16 protein-coding genes, 2 tRNA genes and 2 pseudogenes are annotated in these 18981 nt (G+C 58.6%); 12 read left to right on the top strand and 8 right to left on the bottom strand.

Annotated features, from left to right (window positions below; genetic code table 11):
* Positions 1–3 precede the first annotated feature (3 nt).
* The 7 genes from lolB (at position 4) to ychF (ending at position 5194) form a co-directional block, all read left to right on the top strand.
* A complete protein-coding gene (gene lolB, locus ICA16_RS27630) occupies positions 4–621 on the top strand; it encodes a lipoprotein insertase outer membrane protein LolB (protein WP_042561055.1) in 618 nt (205 codons plus the stop codon).
* A 3-nt stretch (positions 622–624) separates the two neighbouring features.
* Positions 625–1476, top strand: a complete 852-nt coding sequence (gene ispE, locus ICA16_RS27625) for a 4-(cytidine 5'-diphospho)-2-C-methyl-D-erythritol kinase (protein ID WP_210702113.1) — start codon at positions 625–627, stop codon at positions 1474–1476.
* Positions 1477–1512: 36 nt separating this feature from the next.
* Positions 1513–1587: transfer RNA gene (locus tag ICA16_RS27620), tRNA-Gln, on the top strand.
* Between the two features lie 45 nt (positions 1588–1632).
* Complete coding sequence (locus ICA16_RS27615; RefSeq protein WP_003171603.1) at positions 1633–2574, top strand: ribose-phosphate pyrophosphokinase; 942 nt, start codon at positions 1633–1635, stop codon at positions 2572–2574.
* A gap of 141 nt (positions 2575–2715) precedes the next feature.
* Positions 2716–3315, top strand: a complete 600-nt coding sequence (locus ICA16_RS27610; RefSeq protein WP_150605272.1) for a 50S ribosomal protein L25/general stress protein Ctc — start codon at positions 2716–2718, stop codon at positions 3313–3315.
* A gap of 171 nt (positions 3316–3486) precedes the next feature.
* On the top strand, positions 3487–4071 hold the full coding sequence (pth, locus tag ICA16_RS27605; RefSeq protein WP_003228164.1) for an aminoacyl-tRNA hydrolase: 585 nt from the start codon (positions 3487–3489) through the stop codon (positions 4069–4071).
* A 22-nt stretch (positions 4072–4093) separates the two neighbouring features.
* Positions 4094–5194 (top strand): redox-regulated ATPase YchF, encoded by a 1101-nt coding sequence (ychF, locus tag ICA16_RS27600; RefSeq protein WP_150605271.1) that lies wholly within the window; start codon positions 4094–4096, stop codon positions 5192–5194.
* A 157-nt stretch (positions 5195–5351) separates the two neighbouring features.
* On the opposite strand, the gene ICA16_RS27595 is transcribed toward ychF, so the two are convergent.
* Positions 5352–6569 (bottom strand): MFS transporter, encoded by a 1218-nt coding sequence (locus tag ICA16_RS27595; protein ID WP_210555684.1) that lies wholly within the window; start codon positions 6567–6569, stop codon positions 5352–5354.
* Positions 6570–7022: 453 nt separating this feature from the next.
* On the opposite strand from ICA16_RS27595, the gene ICA16_RS27590 reads away from it, so the two are divergent.
* Positions 7023–9080 carry a methyl-accepting chemotaxis protein gene (locus ICA16_RS27590; protein WP_150605269.1) on the top strand — a complete coding sequence of 686 codons (2058 nt, stop codon included), beginning with the start codon at positions 7023–7025 and terminating at the stop codon, positions 9078–9080.
* A gap of 114 nt (positions 9081–9194) precedes the next feature.
* Positions 9195–9271 (top strand) — tRNA-Met (locus ICA16_RS27585).
* A 67-nt stretch (positions 9272–9338) separates the two neighbouring features.
* Here the strand turns inward: ICA16_RS27585 and ICA16_RS27580 are convergent.
* Entirely contained in the window at positions 9339–9563 is a 225-nt protein-coding gene (locus ICA16_RS27580) for a SymE family type I addiction module toxin (protein WP_210555682.1), read from the bottom strand.
* 79 nt (positions 9564–9642) lie between these two features.
* Positions 9643–10038 (bottom strand): helix-turn-helix domain-containing protein, encoded by a 396-nt coding sequence (locus tag ICA16_RS27575; RefSeq protein ID WP_224450928.1) that lies wholly within the window; start codon positions 10036–10038, stop codon positions 9643–9645.
* Positions 10039–10371: 333 nt separating this feature from the next.
* Between ICA16_RS27575 and ICA16_RS27570 the strand changes: the two genes are divergently transcribed.
* Entirely contained in the window at positions 10372–11622 is a 1251-nt protein-coding gene (locus tag ICA16_RS27570) for an S-type pyocin domain-containing protein (RefSeq protein ID WP_210702112.1), read from the top strand.
* Position 11623: 1 nt separating this feature from the next.
* A complete protein-coding gene (locus ICA16_RS27565; protein ID WP_210555680.1) occupies positions 11624–11878 on the top strand; it encodes a bacteriocin immunity protein in 255 nt (84 codons plus the stop codon).
* Positions 11879–11916: 38 nt separating this feature from the next.
* Here ICA16_RS27565 and ICA16_RS27560 read toward each other — a convergent pair whose 3' ends face one another.
* Complete coding sequence (locus ICA16_RS27560; protein ID WP_210702111.1) at positions 11917–13029, bottom strand: DUF2817 domain-containing protein; 1113 nt, start codon at positions 13027–13029, stop codon at positions 11917–11919.
* A gap of 269 nt (positions 13030–13298) precedes the next feature.
* On the opposite strand from ICA16_RS27560, the gene ggt reads away from it, so the two are divergent.
* Positions 13299–15131 (top strand): gamma-glutamyltransferase, encoded by a 1833-nt coding sequence (ggt, locus tag ICA16_RS27555; RefSeq protein WP_210555678.1) that lies wholly within the window; start codon positions 13299–13301, stop codon positions 15129–15131.
* Between the two features lie 72 nt (positions 15132–15203).
* On the opposite strand, the gene ICA16_RS27550 is transcribed toward ggt, so the two are convergent.
* From ICA16_RS27550 to ICA16_RS27540, 4 genes and pseudogenes are all read right to left on the bottom strand, one after another.
* Positions 15204–15803, bottom strand: coding sequence for a flavin reductase family protein (locus ICA16_RS27550; RefSeq protein WP_210702110.1), 600 nt, complete (start codon positions 15801–15803; stop codon positions 15204–15206).
* A gap of 160 nt (positions 15804–15963) precedes the next feature.
* Positions 15964–16401, bottom strand: a pseudogene (locus ICA16_RS28550) (methyl-accepting chemotaxis protein); the annotation flags it as partial.
* A gap of 102 nt (positions 16402–16503) precedes the next feature.
* A pseudogene (locus tag ICA16_RS28545) lies at positions 16504–17187 on the bottom strand (PAS domain-containing protein); the annotation flags it as partial.
* 209 nt (positions 17188–17396) lie between these two features.
* A complete protein-coding gene (locus ICA16_RS27540) occupies positions 17397–18710 on the bottom strand; it encodes an MFS transporter (protein WP_150616388.1) in 1314 nt (437 codons plus the stop codon).
* Positions 18711–18981 lie beyond the last annotated feature (271 nt).

The following is an 18981-nucleotide window of genomic DNA, read 5'->3' as shown; positions in this document are numbered from 1 at the left end:
CTCATGTTTTTGCGCCACGTTATTGTTTTCAGCTTCATCGCCCTGCTCGCCGGTTGCGCGGGTTTCGGCGCTCGCGAATCGGTCGAGGGCCACGGTAGCCCGGCCCAATGGGCGGCGAACAAACAGCAGCTGACCGGCCTCGACGGCTGGCAGATCGACGGCAAGATCGGCATCCGCGCACCAAAAGATTCCGGTAGCGGCACGCTGTTCTGGCTGCAGCGTCAGGATTACTACGACATTCGCCTGTCCGGCCCGCTGGGTCGTGGCGCGGCACGCCTGACCGGGCGTCCGGGCAAAGTTTCGCTGGAAGTCGCCAATCAGGGCCGATACGAATCGCAATCGCCGGAAACCTTGCTCGAAGAGCAGTTGGGCTGGAAATTGCCGGTGTCGAACCTGGCCTGGTGGGTCCGTGGTCTGCCTGCGCCGAACAGCAAAAGCCGCCTGAATCTGGATGCCAACAGCCGTCTGGCCAACCTTGAACAGGATGGCTGGAAAGTCGAATACACCGCTTACACCGAACAAAACGGTTACTGGCTGCCCGAGCGCATCAAACTGCACGGCACCGACCTCGATGTGACGCTGGTGATCAAGACCTGGCAACCGCGCAAGTTGGGGCAATAACGCATGACCGCTGCACGCCTGACCCTGCCCTCGCCGGCCAAACTCAATCTGATGCTGCACATTCTGGGTCGCCGTGAAGACGGCTATCACGAGTTGCAGACATTGTTTCAGTTTGTCGATTACGGCGATGAAATCACTTTTGCCGTGCGCGATGACGGCGTGATTCAACTGCATACCGAATTTGCCGGCGTGCCGCATGACAGCAATCTGATCGTGCGTGCGGCGAAAATGCTTCAGCAACAGTCCGGCTGTGCGCTGGGCATCGACATCTGGATCGACAAGGTTCTGCCCATGGGCGGCGGCATTGGTGGCGGCAGCTCAAATGCGGCAACCACTTTGTTGGGTCTCAATCATCTGTGGCAACTGGGCTGGGATGAAAATCGGCTCGCGACACTAGGCTTGTCGCTTGGCGCCGATGTTCCGGTTTTCGTCCGTGGTCACGCGGCGTTTGCCGAGGGTGTGGGCGAGAAACTGACCCCCGTCGACCCTGAAGAACCGTGGTATCTGGTGCTCGTGCCGCAAGTCTCTGTAAGTACGGCAGAAATTTTTTCCGATCCTTTGTTGACACGTAACACGCCGCCCATTAAAGTGCGCCCCGTTCCCGAGGGAAACAGTCGAAATGACTGCTTGCCGGTGGTTGCAAGGCGTTATCCAGAAGTACGTAACGCATTGGATTTGTTAGGTAAATTTACCGAAGCAAAGCTCACCGGAACTGGAAGTTGTGTGTTTGGGGGCTTCCCAAGCAAAGCTGAAGCTGATAAAGTCTCGGCCCTTCTGACAGAGACCCTTACAGGGTTTGTAGCGAAAGGAAGCAACATTTCGATGTTGCATCGCAAGCTGCAAAGTCTGCTCTAAAGGAACCAGGTGCTCGGCACTTGATGCAACAGATACAGGGGCGTCGCCAAGCGGTAAGGCAGCAGGTTTTGATCCTGCCATGCGTTGGTTCGAATCCAGCCGCCCCTGCCATTTTCCATACTCATCCAGGTTACCCTCAGCCTCTAGGTACTGCGCGTGTCCAAGATGATGGTCTTTACGGGGAACGCTAACCCCGATCTGGCTCGGCGTGTTGTACGTCAGCTGCATATCCCTCTCGGTGACATCTCTGTCGGCAAATTTTCCGACGGCGAAATTACTGCCGAGATCAATGAAAATGTTCGCGGTAAAGACGTTTTCATTATTCAGCCGACTTGCGCTCCGACCAACGATAACCTGATGGAACTGGTAGTGATGGCTGACGCCTTCCGCCGCTCCTCGGCTACTCGTATCACTGCTGTTATTCCTTATTTTGGTTATGCCCGTCAGGATCGCCGTCCGCGTTCCGCACGTGTGGCTATCAGCGCGAAAGTCGTCGCTGACATGCTTACCGTAGTCGGCATCGACCGTGTTCTCACGGTTGATCTGCATGCTGACCAGATTCAGGGTTTCTTCGATATTCCGGTAGATAACATCTACGGCTCCCCGGTTCTGGTGGATGACATTGAAGATCAGCGCTTCGAAAACCTGATGATTGTTTCCCCGGACATTGGTGGCGTCGTGCGTGCACGTGCTGTTGCCAAGTCGCTGGGTGTGGATCTCGGGATCATCGACAAACGCCGTGAGAAAGCCAATCACTCTGAAGTGATGCATATCATCGGTGATGTCGAAGGGCGTACCTGTATTCTGGTCGATGACATGGTCGATACCGCCGGCACTCTGTGCCACGCGGCCAAGGCCCTGAAAGAGCATGGCGCAGCCAAGGTCTTTGCCTACTGCACACACCCTGTGCTGTCGGGTCGGGCCATCGAGAATATCGAAAATTCCGTGCTGGACGAGCTGGTGGTGACTAACACCATCCCGCTGTCCGCTGCAGCACAAGCCTGTGCACGTATCCGTCAACTGGATATTGCACCGGTAGTTGCCGAAGCGGTTCGCCGCATCAGCAATGAAGAATCGATCAGCGCGATGTTCCGCTAAGGGCCCTGCCCTTCTCGAAATGTCTCGTTGACGAAAAGCGCCCCGCCCCGGCATTCCTGTCGGGGCGGGGCTTTTTTGCCCATACCGAGTCAGGCGCTGGTCGCAAACGCCGCTCGGTCATGGCTATTTTGGAGATACAAAATGAACGATTTTACTCTGAATGCTGAAGTGCGTTCCGACCTGGGGAAAGGTGCGAGCCGCCGCCTGCGTCGTCTCGCCGCTCTGGTTCCAGCTGTTGTTTACGGTGGCGAAAAAGCCCCTGAATCCATCAGCATGCTGGCCAAAGAAGTTGCCAAACTGCTCGAAAACGAAGCGGCTTACAGCCACATCATCGAGCTGAACGTTGGTGGCACCAAGCAGAACGTCATCATCAAAGCTCTGCAACGTCACCCGTCGAAAGGCCACGTTCTGCACGCTGACTTCGTACGCGTTGTAGCAGGTCAGAAACTGACCGCTATCGTGCCTGTGCACTTTGTTGGTGAAGAAGCTCCGATCAAGAAAGGCGGCGAAGTTTCGCACGTTGTTTCGGAAATCGAAGTGACTTGCCTGCCGAAAGATCTGCCTGAGTTCATCGAAGTCGACCTGTCGGCTCTGGAAATCGGCGCAATCGTTCACCTGTCCGACCTCAAAGCCCCTAAAGGCGTTGAGTTCGTTGCACTGGCTCACGGTGACGACAAAGCTGTTGCAAACGTACACGCTCCACGCGTTGCTCCAGAAGCTGAAGAAGGCGCTGCAGAGTAATTCACTCTGTGACGCCGGAGTGATCAAGTAACATCGCGGACTGGAACGTAGCGAGAAAGCGGGCGAGAACGCGGAGTTTACATCTATGGTAAATGAGCTTTTTTCGTCCACTTTCGCCGCTCTCCCTGATTGCGGCGATGTTATCCACCACTCCAAGGAAGGGCCCCTATCGTGACTGCCATCAAACTGATCGTTGGCCTGGGAAATCCAGGCGCTGAATACGAACAGACCCGGCATAACGCAGGGGCCCTTTTTGTTGAGCGCATCGCAGCCGCACAAGGTGTGAACCTTGTCGCCGATCGCAAATATTTCGGCCTGACCGGGCGCTACTCGCATCAGGGTCAGGATGTTCGTCTGCTGATTCCCACCACCTACATGAACCGCAGCGGCCAGGCCGTGGCGGCACTCGCCGGTTTCTTTCGCATCAAGCCTGAAGAAATCCTGGTGGCGCACGACGAACTCGACCTGCCTCCGGGCGTCGCCAAGCTCAAGCAGGGCGGCGGCCATGGCGGTCACAACGGGTTGCGCGACATCATCGCGCAACTGGGCAATCAGAATACGTTCTACCGTCTGCGGCTTGGCATCGGCCACCCGGGCGTCGCCAGTATGGTTTCAAATTTCGTCCTGGGTCGTGCGCCACGCGCCGAACAGGAAAAACTCGATGCCAGCATCGACTTTGCCCTCGGCGTGCTGCCGGATATCCTCGCCGGAGAATGGAACCGTGCGATGAAAAACCTGCACAGCCAGAAGGCCTGACTCTTATCCGAGGGGAAACACCATGGGATTCAATTGCGGCATCGTCGGCCTGCCTAACGTCGGCAAGTCCACCCTGTTCAACGCGCTGACCAAATCCGGTATCGCGGCCGAGAACTTCCCCTTCTGCACGATCGAGCCGAACAGCGGCATCGTGCCGATGCCCGATGCACGTCTGGACGCACTGGCGGCCATCGTCAATCCCAAGCGCATCCTGCCGACCACCATGGAATTCGTCGACATCGCAGGCCTGGTTGCCGGCGCCTCGAAAGGTGAAGGCCTGGGCAACAAGTTCCTCGCCAACATTCGCGAAACCGACGCCATCGCTCACGTGGTGCGCTGCTTCGAAGACGAAAACGTGATCCACGTTTCCAACAGCGTCGACCCGAAACGCGACATCGAAATCATCGACCTGGAACTGATCTTCGCCGACCTCGACAGCTGCGAGAAGCAACTGCAGAAAGTCGCGCGCAATGCCAAGGGCGGTGACAAGGACGCGGTCGTTCAGAAGGCTCTGCTGGAGCAACTGATCGCTCACTTCACCGAAGCCAAGCCTGCACGCAGCCTGATGAAGTCCATGAGCGCTGACGAAAAAGCAGTGATCAAAGGCTTCCACCTGCTGACCACCAAGCCGGTCATGTACATCGCCAACGTCGCTGAAGACGGTTTCGAGAACAACCCGCACCTGGACGTGGTTCGCGCCATCGCTGAAGAAGAAGGCGCCATCGTCGTTCCGGTCTGCAACAAGATCGAAGCAGAAATTGCCGAGCTCGACGACGGTGAAGAGAAGGATATGTTCCTCGAGGCCCTGGGCCTGGAAGAGCCGGGCCTGAACCGCGTAATCCGCGCCGGCTACGAAATGCTGCACTTGCAGACCTACTTCACTGCTGGCGTCGAAGAAGTCCGCGCCTGGACCGTCAAAGTCGGCGCCACCGCACCTCAGGCTGCTGGCGTGATCCACACCGACTTCGAAAAAGGCTTCATCCGCGCCGAAGTGATCGCCTACAACGACTTCATCCAGTACAAGGGCGAAGCCGGCACCAAAGAGGCCGGTAAATGGCGTCTGGAAGGCAAGGACTACATCGTCAAGGACGGCGACGTGATGCACTTCCGTTTCAACGTATAAAATCTGCACCCACGAAAAAGCCGCGTTTGATACGCGGCTTTTTTGTGCCTGACAGATTGTTAAAAGATCGTCCGATCGCGGCCCGAGCCTTCGGCAGCTCCTGCAGGTTTACATCCATCCCATGTAGGAGCTGCCGCAGGCTGCGATCTTTTGATCTTCAGGCCTTTTTGGTACTCGGCAAGAAAATCGCCAACACCCCAAACAACGGTAAGAACGAACACAGGAAATACACGTACTCAATCCCGTGCACATCCGCCAGATGCCCAAGCAGCGCCGCACCTATCCCGCCAAAACCGAACATCAGACCGAAAAAGATCCCGGCAATCATCCCGACATTCCCCGGCACCAGCTCCTGCGCGTACACCACAATCGCCGAGAACGCCGAGGCGAGGATGAAGCCGATTATCACGCTGAGCACACTGGTCCAGAACAGATCGACGTGAGGCATCAGCAGCGTAAAAGGCGCCACTCCAAGAATCGAAAACCAGATCACAGCCTTACGTCCGATCTTGTCGCCAATCGGCCCGCCGAAGAACGTGCCCGCCGCCACTGCACCAAGAAACAGGAACAGGTGCAACTGCGAGCTGGCCACCGACAGGTCGAACTTCTCGATCAGGTAAAAGGTGAAATAGCTGGTGAGGCTGGCCATGTAGAAATACTTCGAGAACACCAGCAATCCGAGCACCACCAACGCACTGGTCACCCTGCCCTTTGATAGCCCGTGAGTCGCCGCCTGGCCCGCCTTGAGCTTGAACAGGTTCAAGTGATGGGCGTACCAGCGACTGATGCGGTACAGCACGAACAGCGCAAATACCGCGAACAAACCGAACCACGCCACATTGCCCTGACCGAACGGAATGATGATCGCTGCCGCCAGCAATGGCCCGAACGCGGAACCGGCGTTACCGCCAACCTGGAAGGTCGACTGCGCCAGACCAAAGCGCCCACCCGAGGCCAGTCGCGCGATCCGTGATGCCTCGGGGTGAAAGGTCGAGGAGCCGATGCCGATCAGCGCCGCCGCCAGCAGAATCATTGGAAAACTTCCGACTACTGACATCATCACGATGCCGATCAGCGTACAAATTGAACCCGCCGGCAACAACCATGGCTTCGGATGGCGATCAGTGTGATACCCGACCCACGGCTGCAACAACGAAGCAGTTAGCTGGAAGGTCAAAGTGATCAACCCGATCTGGGTAAAGGTCAGGCCGTAGCTGGCCTTCAGCATGGGGTAGATCGACGGCAAAACCGACTGGATCAGGTCATTGATCAGATGCGCCAGCGCCACCGCGCCGATGATGCGCATCACCAGTGGGCTGCTTTGGGGTGGAGCGGACGCCGAAACAGCGGCGGTCGGAGCGTTGCTGATAGCCATGGAAATTTCCGGACAGCAGATGGGTGCACGCAGGCAGGTGCGTCAATGTGCCATTTTTCAGTGCGCGAGCGCCATCCCCTTAGCCAGCTAACTAACTGACCAACTTACCAACTGATCGCCTGATCAAATCTGTAGGAGCTGCCGAAGGCTGCGATCTTTTGATCTTGTATTTGAGAAGACAGGATCAAAAGATCGCAGCCTTCGGCAGCTCCTACACGGGGACGGGTGATTGATCGGGTGATAGCGCAACGCCATGGTCTGAATCTTGCCTTGCTTCTCCGCTTGAACGCGGTCGCCTTACAAAGGTGATCGACAATGGGAAGTTTCGCTACAAAGTTTGCCCACAGAGCGAACGAGGGTGAACTTTCGAGGCCTTTTAGCAGGGCACAACATCAACGTCGAGCGACCGCGATGCACGCCATTGGTGCGTGGTGTCCAGAGGAGTCATGGGGCATGCAGGCTTTCCTATCACCGGGGATCAAATTGCTGGGGCGTTTTGGCTTCGCACGTAAATTCCAGTTGTTGTTTCTGCTGTTCATTCTGCCGTTGGCCGGCAGCCTGTTGATGATCGGCCAGGACTATCGCGACAAGCTCAATCTGATTTCCGGTGAACGCGCCGGCGTACGTCAGTTGCTCGCGCTGGATGCGCTCGACAACTTGCTCGCCGCCCAGCGCGACCGCGCCGCCCGTTGGCGAGCAACGGAAACCAATCGTCAGCCGACGCCCGCTACGCTCGCCGCCATGGCTGCGTTCGATGCTGTGCAGCCGGCTGTCCAGCAAGCCACCACTGACTTGGGCAATGCCCTGAATAACGAGGGCGCCGAAGGCGAAACCCTCACCCGCTATCAGGCGCTGCAAACCGCGCTCGCTGGCCTCGACTCGAAAAGCCTCAGCGGCGTCGGCTGGTGGCCGGACGGTTACGACCGTTTCACCAACGCCCTCAGCGCCCTGCAAGCGCTGCGCGAGCAAATCGTCATGGACAACCGCCTGACCCTCGCGCCATGGCTGGAAACCTATCTGCTGACGCAGATTTCCACGCAGCACGCACCGGACCTGATCGAGCGGGTCGGGCGCCTCGCGGCGGTCGGTCAGGCTTCGGTGGTGTCCGGTCAGTTCACTTTGCAAAGTCGCTTGCAGTTGCGCGATCTGCGCAGCCGTATCGGCGATGCCCGTGAGCAGTTGGTCAAAACCGCAGGCTTGCTCGAAGCGCGCCTGCCCACAGGCCTGCAATCCTGGGCCAGCCAATACCACGACAGCCTCAAACACCTGGACAGCGGCCTCAAAGTGCTGGATGACGGCGTGTTCGGTGGCAGCATCAATCTCAAACCGGAAGACTTCGAGCGCAGCCTTGACGCGTTGCTGACCGACCTCGCCTCTCTGCGCCAGCAATCACTGATGTCGCTGGATCAGCGCCTCGAAGACCATCACGGCTCGGCGGTCCGCCAGTTGATCATCGTCGCGGCGGTGTTCGGCTGTCTGCTGCTGGCGGCGCTGTATCTGTTCATCTGCCTGCAAGCCTCGATCCGCCGCAGCGCCAGCGGCATCACCGTACTTGCCGAAGCCCTGCGCGACGGCAATCTGAGTCTGCAAGTACCGGTCGTGGGACACGACGAACTCGCGGCGATCAGCACTGCCCTCAACGTCGCCGTGGTGCAATTGCGCACCAGCATGATCGGCGTCGATCACGAGACTTCACAACTGAGCAACGCGGTTCGCAGCCTCAACGATCATTCCAGCGGCGCCCTCAGCGAAGTCGAAGCACAGCAGTTGCAGATCAGCCAGATCGCCGCTGCGGCCACGCAACTGGCGGCGACCTCCCAAGGCGTGGCACAGAGCTGCGAACAGGCCTCTGGCAGCGCCCAGCACACCCGGCGCATCGCCGCCGACAGCAGCCGCGACAGCCAGCGCACCACAGCGAGCATTCAACAGCTCAACCAACGCTTGAACGACACCGCTGCGGCGCTGGGTCGGGTCAGCGAGCAAGGGCAGCAGATTCAATTGGTGGTCGACACCATTCGCGGCGTGGCCGAGCAGACCAACCTGCTCGCGCTCAACGCAGCCATCGAAGCCGCGCGCGCCGGGGAACAGGGTCGCGGTTTCGCGGTGGTCGCCGATGAGGTGCGCAGCCTGTCGCAACGTACGCAATCGTCCACCGCGCAGATCGCCGGCACGGTCGACAGCCTGCGCGCCACGGTCAACGAAGCAGTGAGCCTGATGGAAGCCGCCTGCGGCCAGGCACAAACGGACGCCGAAGCAGTGACCGGGCTGGGCGAACGCCTGGGCGAAATTGCCAGCGCCGTGCAAAGCGTCACCGATACGCTGGCGCAGATCGCCACAGCGGTTGAAGAGCAAGCGACTACCGCCGACGAGGTCAGCAGCAATATCCAGCAGGTCGATCAGGCGGCCGTGCGTTTGCTCGAAGGCGCTCGCGCGGTGAATCTGGCGGCGGACACCTTGAGTCAGGGCAGTCATGCCTTGAGTGCCAACACCGCGAGATTTCAGCTGCGTTGATGCCCTGCCCGGCACGATTTTCGGGGCCGGAGGATAAGCGGTTGAAAATAAGAAGAAATATTTTAAATTTACGCTTGACGCTTTTTCATTTCAGGGGAATAATGCGCGCCACTTGGCTACATAGCTCAGTTGGTTAGAGCATAGCATTCATAATGCTGGGGTCCGGGGTTCAAGTCCCTGTGTAGCCACCAAGTACTAAAAACGGCTTACCGAAAGGTAGGCCGTTTTTTTATGCCTCGAGAAACGTCTCGGTATCTGTTACTCCGCCGTAATCACCAGACACCCTTTCATCACGCGCACTTTGACGTTCTCGTTCACCTCGAATCCTGCCTGCCGTAACCACAGGCCACGTAGTCTGATCCAGGGCACGGGCTTGGCGGCGCTGTAGGTTTTGGCCTTTGTGTGGACCGGGTAAAAGTCTGCGGCGATTTTCAACCGGCGTTCAGTGATGGGGGTTGATGACGTATGATTGGTTTTAGCCATGATTAGCTCCTGTTTAGCTGCTTGTGGTTAGCGGGGCCAGGGTGTTCGTGCACCTTGGTTCCGCGTTCTTTGGGTTACTTCAAACTTCTTTTTCTTCGTCGCTTGTTTTGGTCGCTGCCTGTGCGATCAGGGCGTCGAGCATCTGCGCAATGACCTTCTGTTGGACCTTTGAAAGCTCATTGATGGACTGCAGCCGTCGATACCACGTCGAGGTCAAGCTGCGTCTGGGCGTCTCCGTGTAAGAGGGAACCCCGAGCAGATCTTCAACAGGAACGCGAAGCGCAAATGCCATCTTCACTAGTGTCGTTACCGGCATGCTGCGGGTGCCCTCCTCGTAACCCTGAAAGGTCTGCCGGGAAAGACCTAAAGCCCGTGCAAACCGAGTCTGTGTGATCTCGTGCACTGTGCGTAAGTGAGCAATGCGACTGCCCATCGCCACTAGAAAATCTCGGTCTTTTTCATTAGAGATGCTCAACGGACTTATCCTTTTATAAAAACCCATCCCGGGAACCGTCAAAACATCCTCATGCAGCACCGCGTAGGCTGTCGACCTGAATATGCTGTAGGAGAAATGTGGGTTTACACCCCATCCAAACAGAAAGACTACAAACGCGAAATGCCCTTGATTCACCTGATTCAATCGCCAATGAACAGACCGAGATAGCACTGTAGGAAACGAGTTCGACCCAGGTACGAATTGGATTTTTCGTAAATCCAGGCGCGTGAAACTCAACCCATCGGTTTGCCCGACTTTCCCATTGACCGACAAGCTCCCTTGGCTCGATTCAAAGCCATACAGGGAGTTGTCATGGCTCGATTCAAATCTCTCTTCGATGAAGATTGGCCTTGGGAGCGCGACTACGCCGGCGCTTCATGGGGCGGCTGGGTCCCACCCAAAGCACCGGAACCGGTGTACATCGAAAAGGATGAATGGCCAACACCAAAACCCCGCGAAGATCAGGTGTTCGCCAAGTCCTGCACGGCGGGTAACTGGTGTCGAACGGACGCGGGCACTGCACCGGAACCCGCCTCGAACTTCGGCAAGATCATGGTCGCGGGCGCCATGCTTTTTCCGTCCGCCAGTACCGCTGTCGCAACGGCGATAGGCGCCGATCTGGCGTTGGGGCGTATGGCGGGCGGCGGCATTTTGCAACAACGCCTCAACTGGGCAATTCGCGGCGCCGGTGGGCCGGCCAGCGTGTTCGTCCTCGGGATGCTGCCGACCCGAATGGGCGACGGCACGCTGCACAGCGACGAACAACTGCGCCGCATGAGCCGCGCGCCCACTCGTGTGCGCTTCCAGTTCCGCCGTGACGCCGAAGGGGTCATGCAGATTTACGGCATCCACACCGGCGCCTCGGGCGATGATTCGGTGCGTACCGTCAAAGTCGAGTGGAACCGCGACAAGACTGCGATGGAGGCCAAGCTCAACGGCATTACGATTTTGTGGACCCCGCAGCGCGGACCACTCGGCTCAATGCCGCCGCTGGTTTATCCGGAACACGGCGAGCAACTGAACACGATCCTTGTTCATCCAATCGCGGAGAACACCGACAGCCAGATAGAAGGCCTGCCCGGCGAGGACATGACTGCCGAGGATTGTATTCTGGTGTTCCCGGCGGACACTGGGCTGAAGTCGCTGTATGTGGTGTTTTCCAGGCCCGCCAGATTGATGCCGGGTACGGTGACGGGGATTGGGGAGGATGTCTCGGGGATATGGCTTGCTGGGGCGGGAACGGGGATAGGCGTGCCGATTCCGACACGGATTGCGGATAGGCTCAGGGGGCGGGAGTTTTCAAGCTTTGATAAATTCAGGGAGGCGTTTTGGGAGGAGGTGGCGAACGATGCTGAGTTGCTCAGTCAATTCAAACGCACAAACCAAGGGAAACTTATGGATGGAAGATCTCCTTTTGCTCCGAAGTCAGAGCATCACGGAGAAAAAGCCAAGTATGAGATACATCACATCGAGCACATCCAGAATGGTGGTGCAGTTTATGACGTGGATAACTTGGCTGTAGTGACTCCGAAACGGCACATAGAGATTCACAGGGAAGATTGAAATGGCTACTAAACAAAGCTTTTCGGATTACACAGAACAAGAGTTTATTGACCTGCTTGAGCGCATCATAGGAAATGATGAGAGCGAGGAAGACGAAAGCAGACTCGTATTTCACTTCAACTCTATTTGTGAACATCCTGAAGGATCCGATTTGATTTTCTATCCGCAAGAGGACGCCGATGACTCTGCAGAAGGCATCACGGAAACAGTAAAAAAGTGGCGCGCGGCCAACGGACTTTCAGGCTTTAAACAGTAAGGCCCCTACATGGGGGCCTGGCTCAGACTCTAGCCGACCTACTCCGACGTCTGTGCAGTCAACGCTGCCAACCCCCTCCCCCAAATCTGCCGAGTCCGCAACCCCACCATCGCCCGCCAATCCGGATCAGCCGGATAAAACTGCTCCAGCAAATTCAACTTGATCACCCTCCCCGTCGCATCCAGTGGATCACCATGCAGATGCAGCCAATGATCATCGCGCAGATGCCGATGCACATCCGCCCCCGGATACGTCCCGCACTCAATAACGAATGGCATCAATTGCACCCCCGGCAATGCATTGAGCAGCGCCTGCGAGGTGTAACCGGTGGCCGTCGCCGCAACACCTGTTTCGCTCAAGGTGTCGGCGCCGGTGTGCAGGGTGTAGAGCCATGGGCCGTAGATCGCCTGTGCCTGCGCGAGTGCCGGGTAAGGCGCTTGGGTGATGGTCAGCAACATCGGATGACCGTACTCACCGGCGCCGGTGTGCAGGTCGAAGCACATCAGCGTTTCAGCGCCAGCCAGATGCGCTTCGATGATTTGATGCAACGTGCGATTCGACCAGCTCGGCGCGCGGCCACCGTAAAACAGGCCGTCGGGATGACTGTGCTGGCCGCCCTCGACGATCGACATCACTGCCGGCCAGCCCTGCTCTTCGATCTGCGCAGCCAGCAAGGCATCGGCACGTTGTCGCTCGGGGCCGTTCAGGTCGCGGCAGGCGTAGATTTCATGCAGTGCGGCGTATGCGCGGTTATCCGGTAGCGGCCCGGTGAAATCCAGGTGATTGCGATTGAGGTCGATGTTGTCTTCGTTGACCCGCCGCAACCACGCCGTGCCCCAGGGATTGATCAGGTGAACCATCACCACGGCAACATCCTTGGGCAGCGAACCCGGCACGAACGTTTTCAGCCAGTCGATCTGACAGTCAGAGCCGTAATAACCCTCCACCCCGTGCGTACCGCTCAATATCACCAGACGCCGCTTCGCCTGCGGATCGCCGAGCACGGCAACGTCGGTGCTCAATGGCTCGCCAAACGGCCCGCTACGTGGATGCGCATAAGAGGTCAGGGTCGCGCCAGCAGCGGTCGCGGCGGCAAGAAACTGTTCGCGCTGATGGCGGTAACAGGACTCGGTGGGAAACTCGCTGTGCATTATTGGCCTCTTGTGATTTTTTTGCCTTTATCTGTAGGAGTGAGCCTGCTCGCGATAGCGGTGGTTCAGTCAACACTGATGTTGGCCGTAATGACGCTATCGCGAGCAGGCTCACTCCTACAGGGGGATGTTGGTGCTCCATAAATTTGAGCTTGACCCTAGCGAACATCCGCCCTGAAAAGAAAGACAAAAATGCCCACCGGTTTGCGTCGCGCCCGAGCGGCCGATAAAGTCCCACAGACTTTTTCCCCCACGGACGGAGAGCCCGCGTGTTTTCAGCCTTGCCCTTGAGCCGCTTTCGCCTGCCTGCCCTGACGCTGATCATCAGCGCCCTGACCCTCGCCGCGTGCAACGCCCCGCCCTCCTCGACTTTGCCACTGGCACCGGAAGCCGCCTCCGGTTATCGCACCGATCTGCAAACCCGCCACGCCAGCAAACACATGGCCGCTGCGGCCAATCCACTCGCCGCTGAAGCGGGTCGGGAGATCCTGCGTCAAGGCGGCTCAGCGATTGATGCCGCGATTGCGATGCAAGCGGTGCTGACATTGGTTGAGCCGCAGTCTTCCGGCATCGGTGGCGGTGCGATGATTGTGTTGTGGGATGGCAAACAGGTGCGCACCTATGACGGCCGCGAAACCGCGCCGGCCGGTGCCACCGAGAAGCTGTTCCTGCAAGCGGACGGTAAACCGATGCCATTCCCGCAAGCGCAGATTGGCGGCCGGTCGGTCGGCACGCCGGGCGTGTTGCGTGCGCTTGAGATGGCGCATAAACAGCACGGCCGTCTGCCGTGGGCGAAGCTGTTCGAACCGGCAATCAAACTGGCCGAGCAAGGCTTTGCGATTTCCCCGCGCCTGTATTCGTTGCTGGAGTCCGATCCAGTGATACGCCAATCGCCGGACATGGCGGCGTACTTCCTCAACCACGACGGTAGCGTCAAAGCGGTCGGCACGCGCCTGCAAAACCCGGCGCTGGCTGCGGTACTCAAACGCATTGCCAGCGAAGGTGCCGACGCGCTGTACACCGGCCCGATCGCCGAGGAGATCGTCGCCAAGGTGCAGGGCCACGCCAATCCCGGCAGCCTGTCGTTGAATGATCTCCAAGGTTACAAAGCCAAAGAGCGCGCGCCTTTGTGCACTGACTATAAACGCTGGCAGGTTTGCGGCATGCCGCCACCGTCGTCGGGCGGGATCGCCGTGGCGCAGATTCTCGGCACCTTGCAGGCACTGGAAACCCGCGATCCGCGCCTTTCGCTGACCCCGCTGAAACCCCACAAGACTGACAAACCGGCCGGCCTCGAACCCGATCCACAAGCCGTGCATCTGATCGCCGAGGCTGAACGCCTGGCCTATGCCGACCGCGCGCAATACGTCGCCGATACTGACTTCGTGCCGGTGCCGGTCAAAGGCCTGGTCGACCCAGGCTATCTCGCCAGCCGCGCCAGCCTGATCGGCGAACACAGCATGGGCAGCGCCAAACCGGGAACACCGCCGGGCGTGCAAGTGGCTTACGCGCCGGATCGCTCACCGCTGCGCATCTCCACCTCGCAAGTGGTCGCGGTGGATGACCTCGGCGGCGCCGTGTCGATGACCACCACCATCGAAGCCGCGTTCGGCTCGCACCTGATGGTTCAGGGCTTTTTGCTGAACAACCAGATGACTGACTTCTCGTTCATCCCTGAAGAGAACGGCCAGAAAGTCGCCAACCGCGTCGAACCCGGCAAACGTCCGCGCTCATCCATGGCACCCACGCTGATCTTCGACCGCAACAGCGGCGAATTCCTCGCCAGCGTCGGCTCGCCGGGCGGCTCGCAGATCATCGAATACGTGGCCAAAACCACCGTCGGCCTGCTCGACTGGAGCCTCGACCCGCAAAGCGCCATCAGCCTCCCCAACTTCGGCAGCCGCAACGGCCCGACCGAACTGGAACAAGGCCAGTTCAGCCCGGCGCTGGTTCAGGCTTTGAAAGACAAGGGCCACAACGTTAACGAAATCGATATGACCAGTGGCACCCAGGCCATCGTGCGGGTAAAGGATGCGCAGGGAAATGCATCGCTGGAAGGTGGCGCGGATCCACGGCGTGAAGGGGAAGCGTTGGGGGACTGAGCATTACGCAGCGAACGGAAAAGGCCTACCGGGTGGTAGGCCTTTGCGCTGGGCGTTTGCCATCAACGAAATTCAAATCGCTAGCGTCTTGCCATCCACCGCGTCACCAATCGTCAGGAAATGCCCGCCCGCCACGTGGTGCAGCGTGCGCAAACCATCATGCCCTTCGAAATGCCAGCGCCCTTCGCTGAACACACGTTCATCAGCGTGGGCGGCGATGACTTCGGCGAGGAACAAATCGTACTGTTCGTGATTGCGCGGCTCGGGCAACAATCGACATTCGAGCCAGGCAACGCACCCTTCGAGCAGCGGCGCTTCAACTTTCTCGCCGCTAAAGGTCTGCAAGCCATAGGCCTGAAACTTGTCCTGCCCTTGGTTTTGGGTGATTTCCAGACCTGAAGTCGAACCGACGGTTTGCACGACATCGGCCTGATTGACGCAAGGAACGTTGAGTACGAAGGTGCCGGACGCCTCGAGCAATTGCCGCGTCCAGGTGGATTTATCCAGCACGACGGCGACTTTCGGCGGTTCGAAATCCAGTGGCATCGCCCACGCGGCGGCCATGATGTTGCGCTGTCCGTCATGGGCGGCGCTGACCAGTACGGTCGGGCCGTGATTGAGCAAACGGTAGGCTTTGTTCAGGGCAACCGGGCGGCGGTGGGAATCGCTCATGGGGATCTGCTCCGGGTAAAAGGAACAGATTGTAGCGCCAGAACTGCTGACGAAAACCCCTGTAGGAGCTGCGGCACGCTGCGATCTTTTGATCCTGATTCTGAGACTTGAAATCAAAAGATCAAAAGATCGCAGCGTGCCGCAGCTCCTACGGGGAGCATCAGTTAGACAGTTGGTTGGCGAACTGGCCGACCGCGTTCACGACTTTCTGCGCGCCGTCCTGAATCTCGACGATCACCGTGCCCGCCTCCGCCGCCAACGCCAGCCCTTGTTCGGCCTGGAGCTTGCCGTCGGTCATCAGTGCCACGGCGTTGCGTGCCATTTCCTGGTTTTGCCTTACCACCAAGACAATTTCATCGGTGGCCTGGCTGGTGCGCGACGCCAGTTGCCGCACTTCGTCGGCGACCACGGCAAAACCACGGCCCTGCTCACCGGCACGGGCCGCTTCGATCGCGGCGTTGAGCGCCAGCAGGTTGGTCTGTTCAGCGATGCCGCTGATGGTTTTGACGATCGTGCCAATCACCAGCGACTGCTCGTTGAGCGCTTCTATGCCTTCACCTGCGGCCTGCATGTGCCGCGACAAATCGCGCATCACGTTGACCGCTTCGGTCACCACGGTCGTGCCGCGCTGGGCAGTGCTGTCGGTTTGTTGCGAAGTGCTGTAGGCAATGCTGGCCGCATCGGCGACAGCTTGTTCGCGGTTGACCTGATCGGTGATCACCGTGGCGAACTTCACCACTTTGTACAGTTTGTTGTTGGCATCGACCACCGGGTTGTAGGACGCCTCCAGCCAGACTGTACGACCATGGCTGTCGACACGTTTGAAGCGGTCAGCCACAAACTCGCCGTTGTTCAAGCGACGCCAGAAATTCTGATACTCGGCACTGTTGTACTCTTCGGGCGTGCAGAACATGCGGTGATGTTTGCCCTTTATCTGCGCCAGGCTGTAACCCATGCCGCTGAGAAAGCGCTCGTTGGCGTTCAGCACGTTACCGTTCAAATCGAACTCGATCACAGCGGTGGAACGCACCAGTGCACCGATCAGGTTTTCATGCTCGCGGGAGGCTTCGATCGTGCGGGTCAGGTCGCTGGAGAAGATCGAGATGTGCTTGATCCGCCCATCCGAAGAACGTACCGGCTGCACGATCGAGCGCAACCAGGCCTCGTCACCGTTGCCACGCAGCAGTCGCACGGCACCGGCGAAATGCTCGCCGCGAGTCATGGCGTTCTTGAAGCGCTGATGGAATTCGTCGGATTTCACATGGGCCGGGACGATGTCATCGATGGCCCGGCCAATCAGATCCTGGCTCTTGTAAAACATCTCGCTGAGGAAGTTCTGGTTGACCGACTGAACCCGTCCGTCCGGCTCGAGGGTCAACACCATCATCTCGCTTTCCAGGCTTTCCTTCACTTGCACAAGGCTGGAGAGTTCTTCACGAAGAGCAGCCAGCTCTTGCTTCAAGCGTTTATTGAACATGGGAGAGCACCGATGGGCAGGGTGGAAAGCGGGATACAGCCTAACCATCGGCTTTGGAGAGCTTTTCTGAAGAGCGATTGAGACTCGTCAGTCAAAAATAGTTCGGGCTCGGCGAGTCAGGCAGTTCCGGCAACCTGACATGGCCCCGTACGCGGCATCCGCGAGCCAAAATACGCCGCACTCAGCACACCCACTGTGCCCATCACCGCGCAGAAGATTACGCAGATCCACGGGCTCCATGGCATCAGACCGATCAGCAACAACGGCGTGATACTCGCCCAGGCGGCGTAGGCAATGTTGTAGGTGAAGGAAATGCCTGACACGCGAATACGCGCCGGGAACAACCCGACCATCACCGACGGCACTGCACCGACAACGCCGCAGGCAAGACCGGCTACGGCGTACGCCAGACCAAGCCAACTGCCGCCCATGATCAAGCAGCTGTAAAGCACGCCAATGCCAAGCGGCAGCAACACGCTATACAGCATCACCGTGCGCCAGGCACCGATGCGATCCACCAGCAACCCGGCGATCACGCAACCGATGTTGAGGAAGACGATGCCCAGGGCGCTGAGCGCAAAAGTGTGGCTGGCGGTCATGCCGAAGGTTTTCTGCATCATGGTCGGGGTGATGACCACGAACACCACCACCGCCGACGTCAGCACGCAGGTCAGCAACATGGCTGGCAGCATCGCCAGTCGATGTTCACGCAGCACTGTACGCAGCGGCAGTTCGACCCGCGCTTCGCGCTGCGCTTGCATCGCCATGAACACCGGGGTTTCGCTCAACCAGCGGCGCAGGTAGACACCGATCACGCCGAACACGCCGCCCAGCAGGAAAGGATAGCGCCAGGCGTAATCAAGAATTTCCGCCGGGGTGAAGACTTGTGCCAGGAACGTCGCGGTCAGCGCGCCGATCAGATAGCCGAAGGTCAAACCGGCCTGCAAGAAGCCCAAGGCATAACCGCGATGCCCGGTCGGAGCGTGCTCGGCGACGAACACCCAGGCACTCGGCACTTCACCGCCAACCGCCGCGCCTTGCAAGATGCGCAGCGCCAACAACAGCAGCGGTGCAAAATACCCGATCTGGGCGTAAGTCGGCATGATCCCGATCAGCAGGCACGGCAGCGCCATCATCAGGATGCTCAGGCTGAAGACTTTTTTGCGGCCCATCCGGTCGGCGAAATGCGCCATCAGAATCCCGCCCAGCGGCCGCGCCAGATAACCGGTGACGAAAATTCCGAAGCTTTGCAGCAGTCGCAGCCACTCGGGCATTTCCGGCGGGAAGAACAACTGGCTTAGGGTCAGGGCGAAGAATACGAAGATGATGAAATCGTAGATTTCCAGCGCCCCGCCAAGGGCCGCAAGGCCGAGGGTCTTGTAGTCGGAGCGGCTGAACGGCACCGGTTTGGCCGTGTTTTGGGCAGTCATGGCAAAGAACTCTGGCAGGCAAAAAACCAAGGCGCACATGGTCTACGCAAATGCGCCAATGGACAACCCGTTAGACCATAGTCCCGGTTTTGCAAAACCTGCTCACAAAGAAACGGCAGTTGATTTACTGTAAATGCCCGTCCTGCAGGGCGAACTCCACTGTCGGCGAGTCGAGCCGATACCTTGTAGGAGTGAGCCTGCTCGCGATGGCGTCGTCTCAGTCGATACACATGTTGAATGTAAAGACGCCATCGCGAGCAGGCTCACTCCT

The sequence above is a fragment of the Pseudomonas anatoliensis genome, assembly GCF_017976235.1.
Classification (GTDB): Bacteria; Pseudomonadota; Gammaproteobacteria; order Pseudomonadales; family Pseudomonadaceae; genus Aquipseudomonas; species Aquipseudomonas anatoliensis.
The sequence above is the reverse complement of the archived record's forward strand: the minus strand, read 5'-3'. Positions and strand labels throughout refer to the sequence as shown.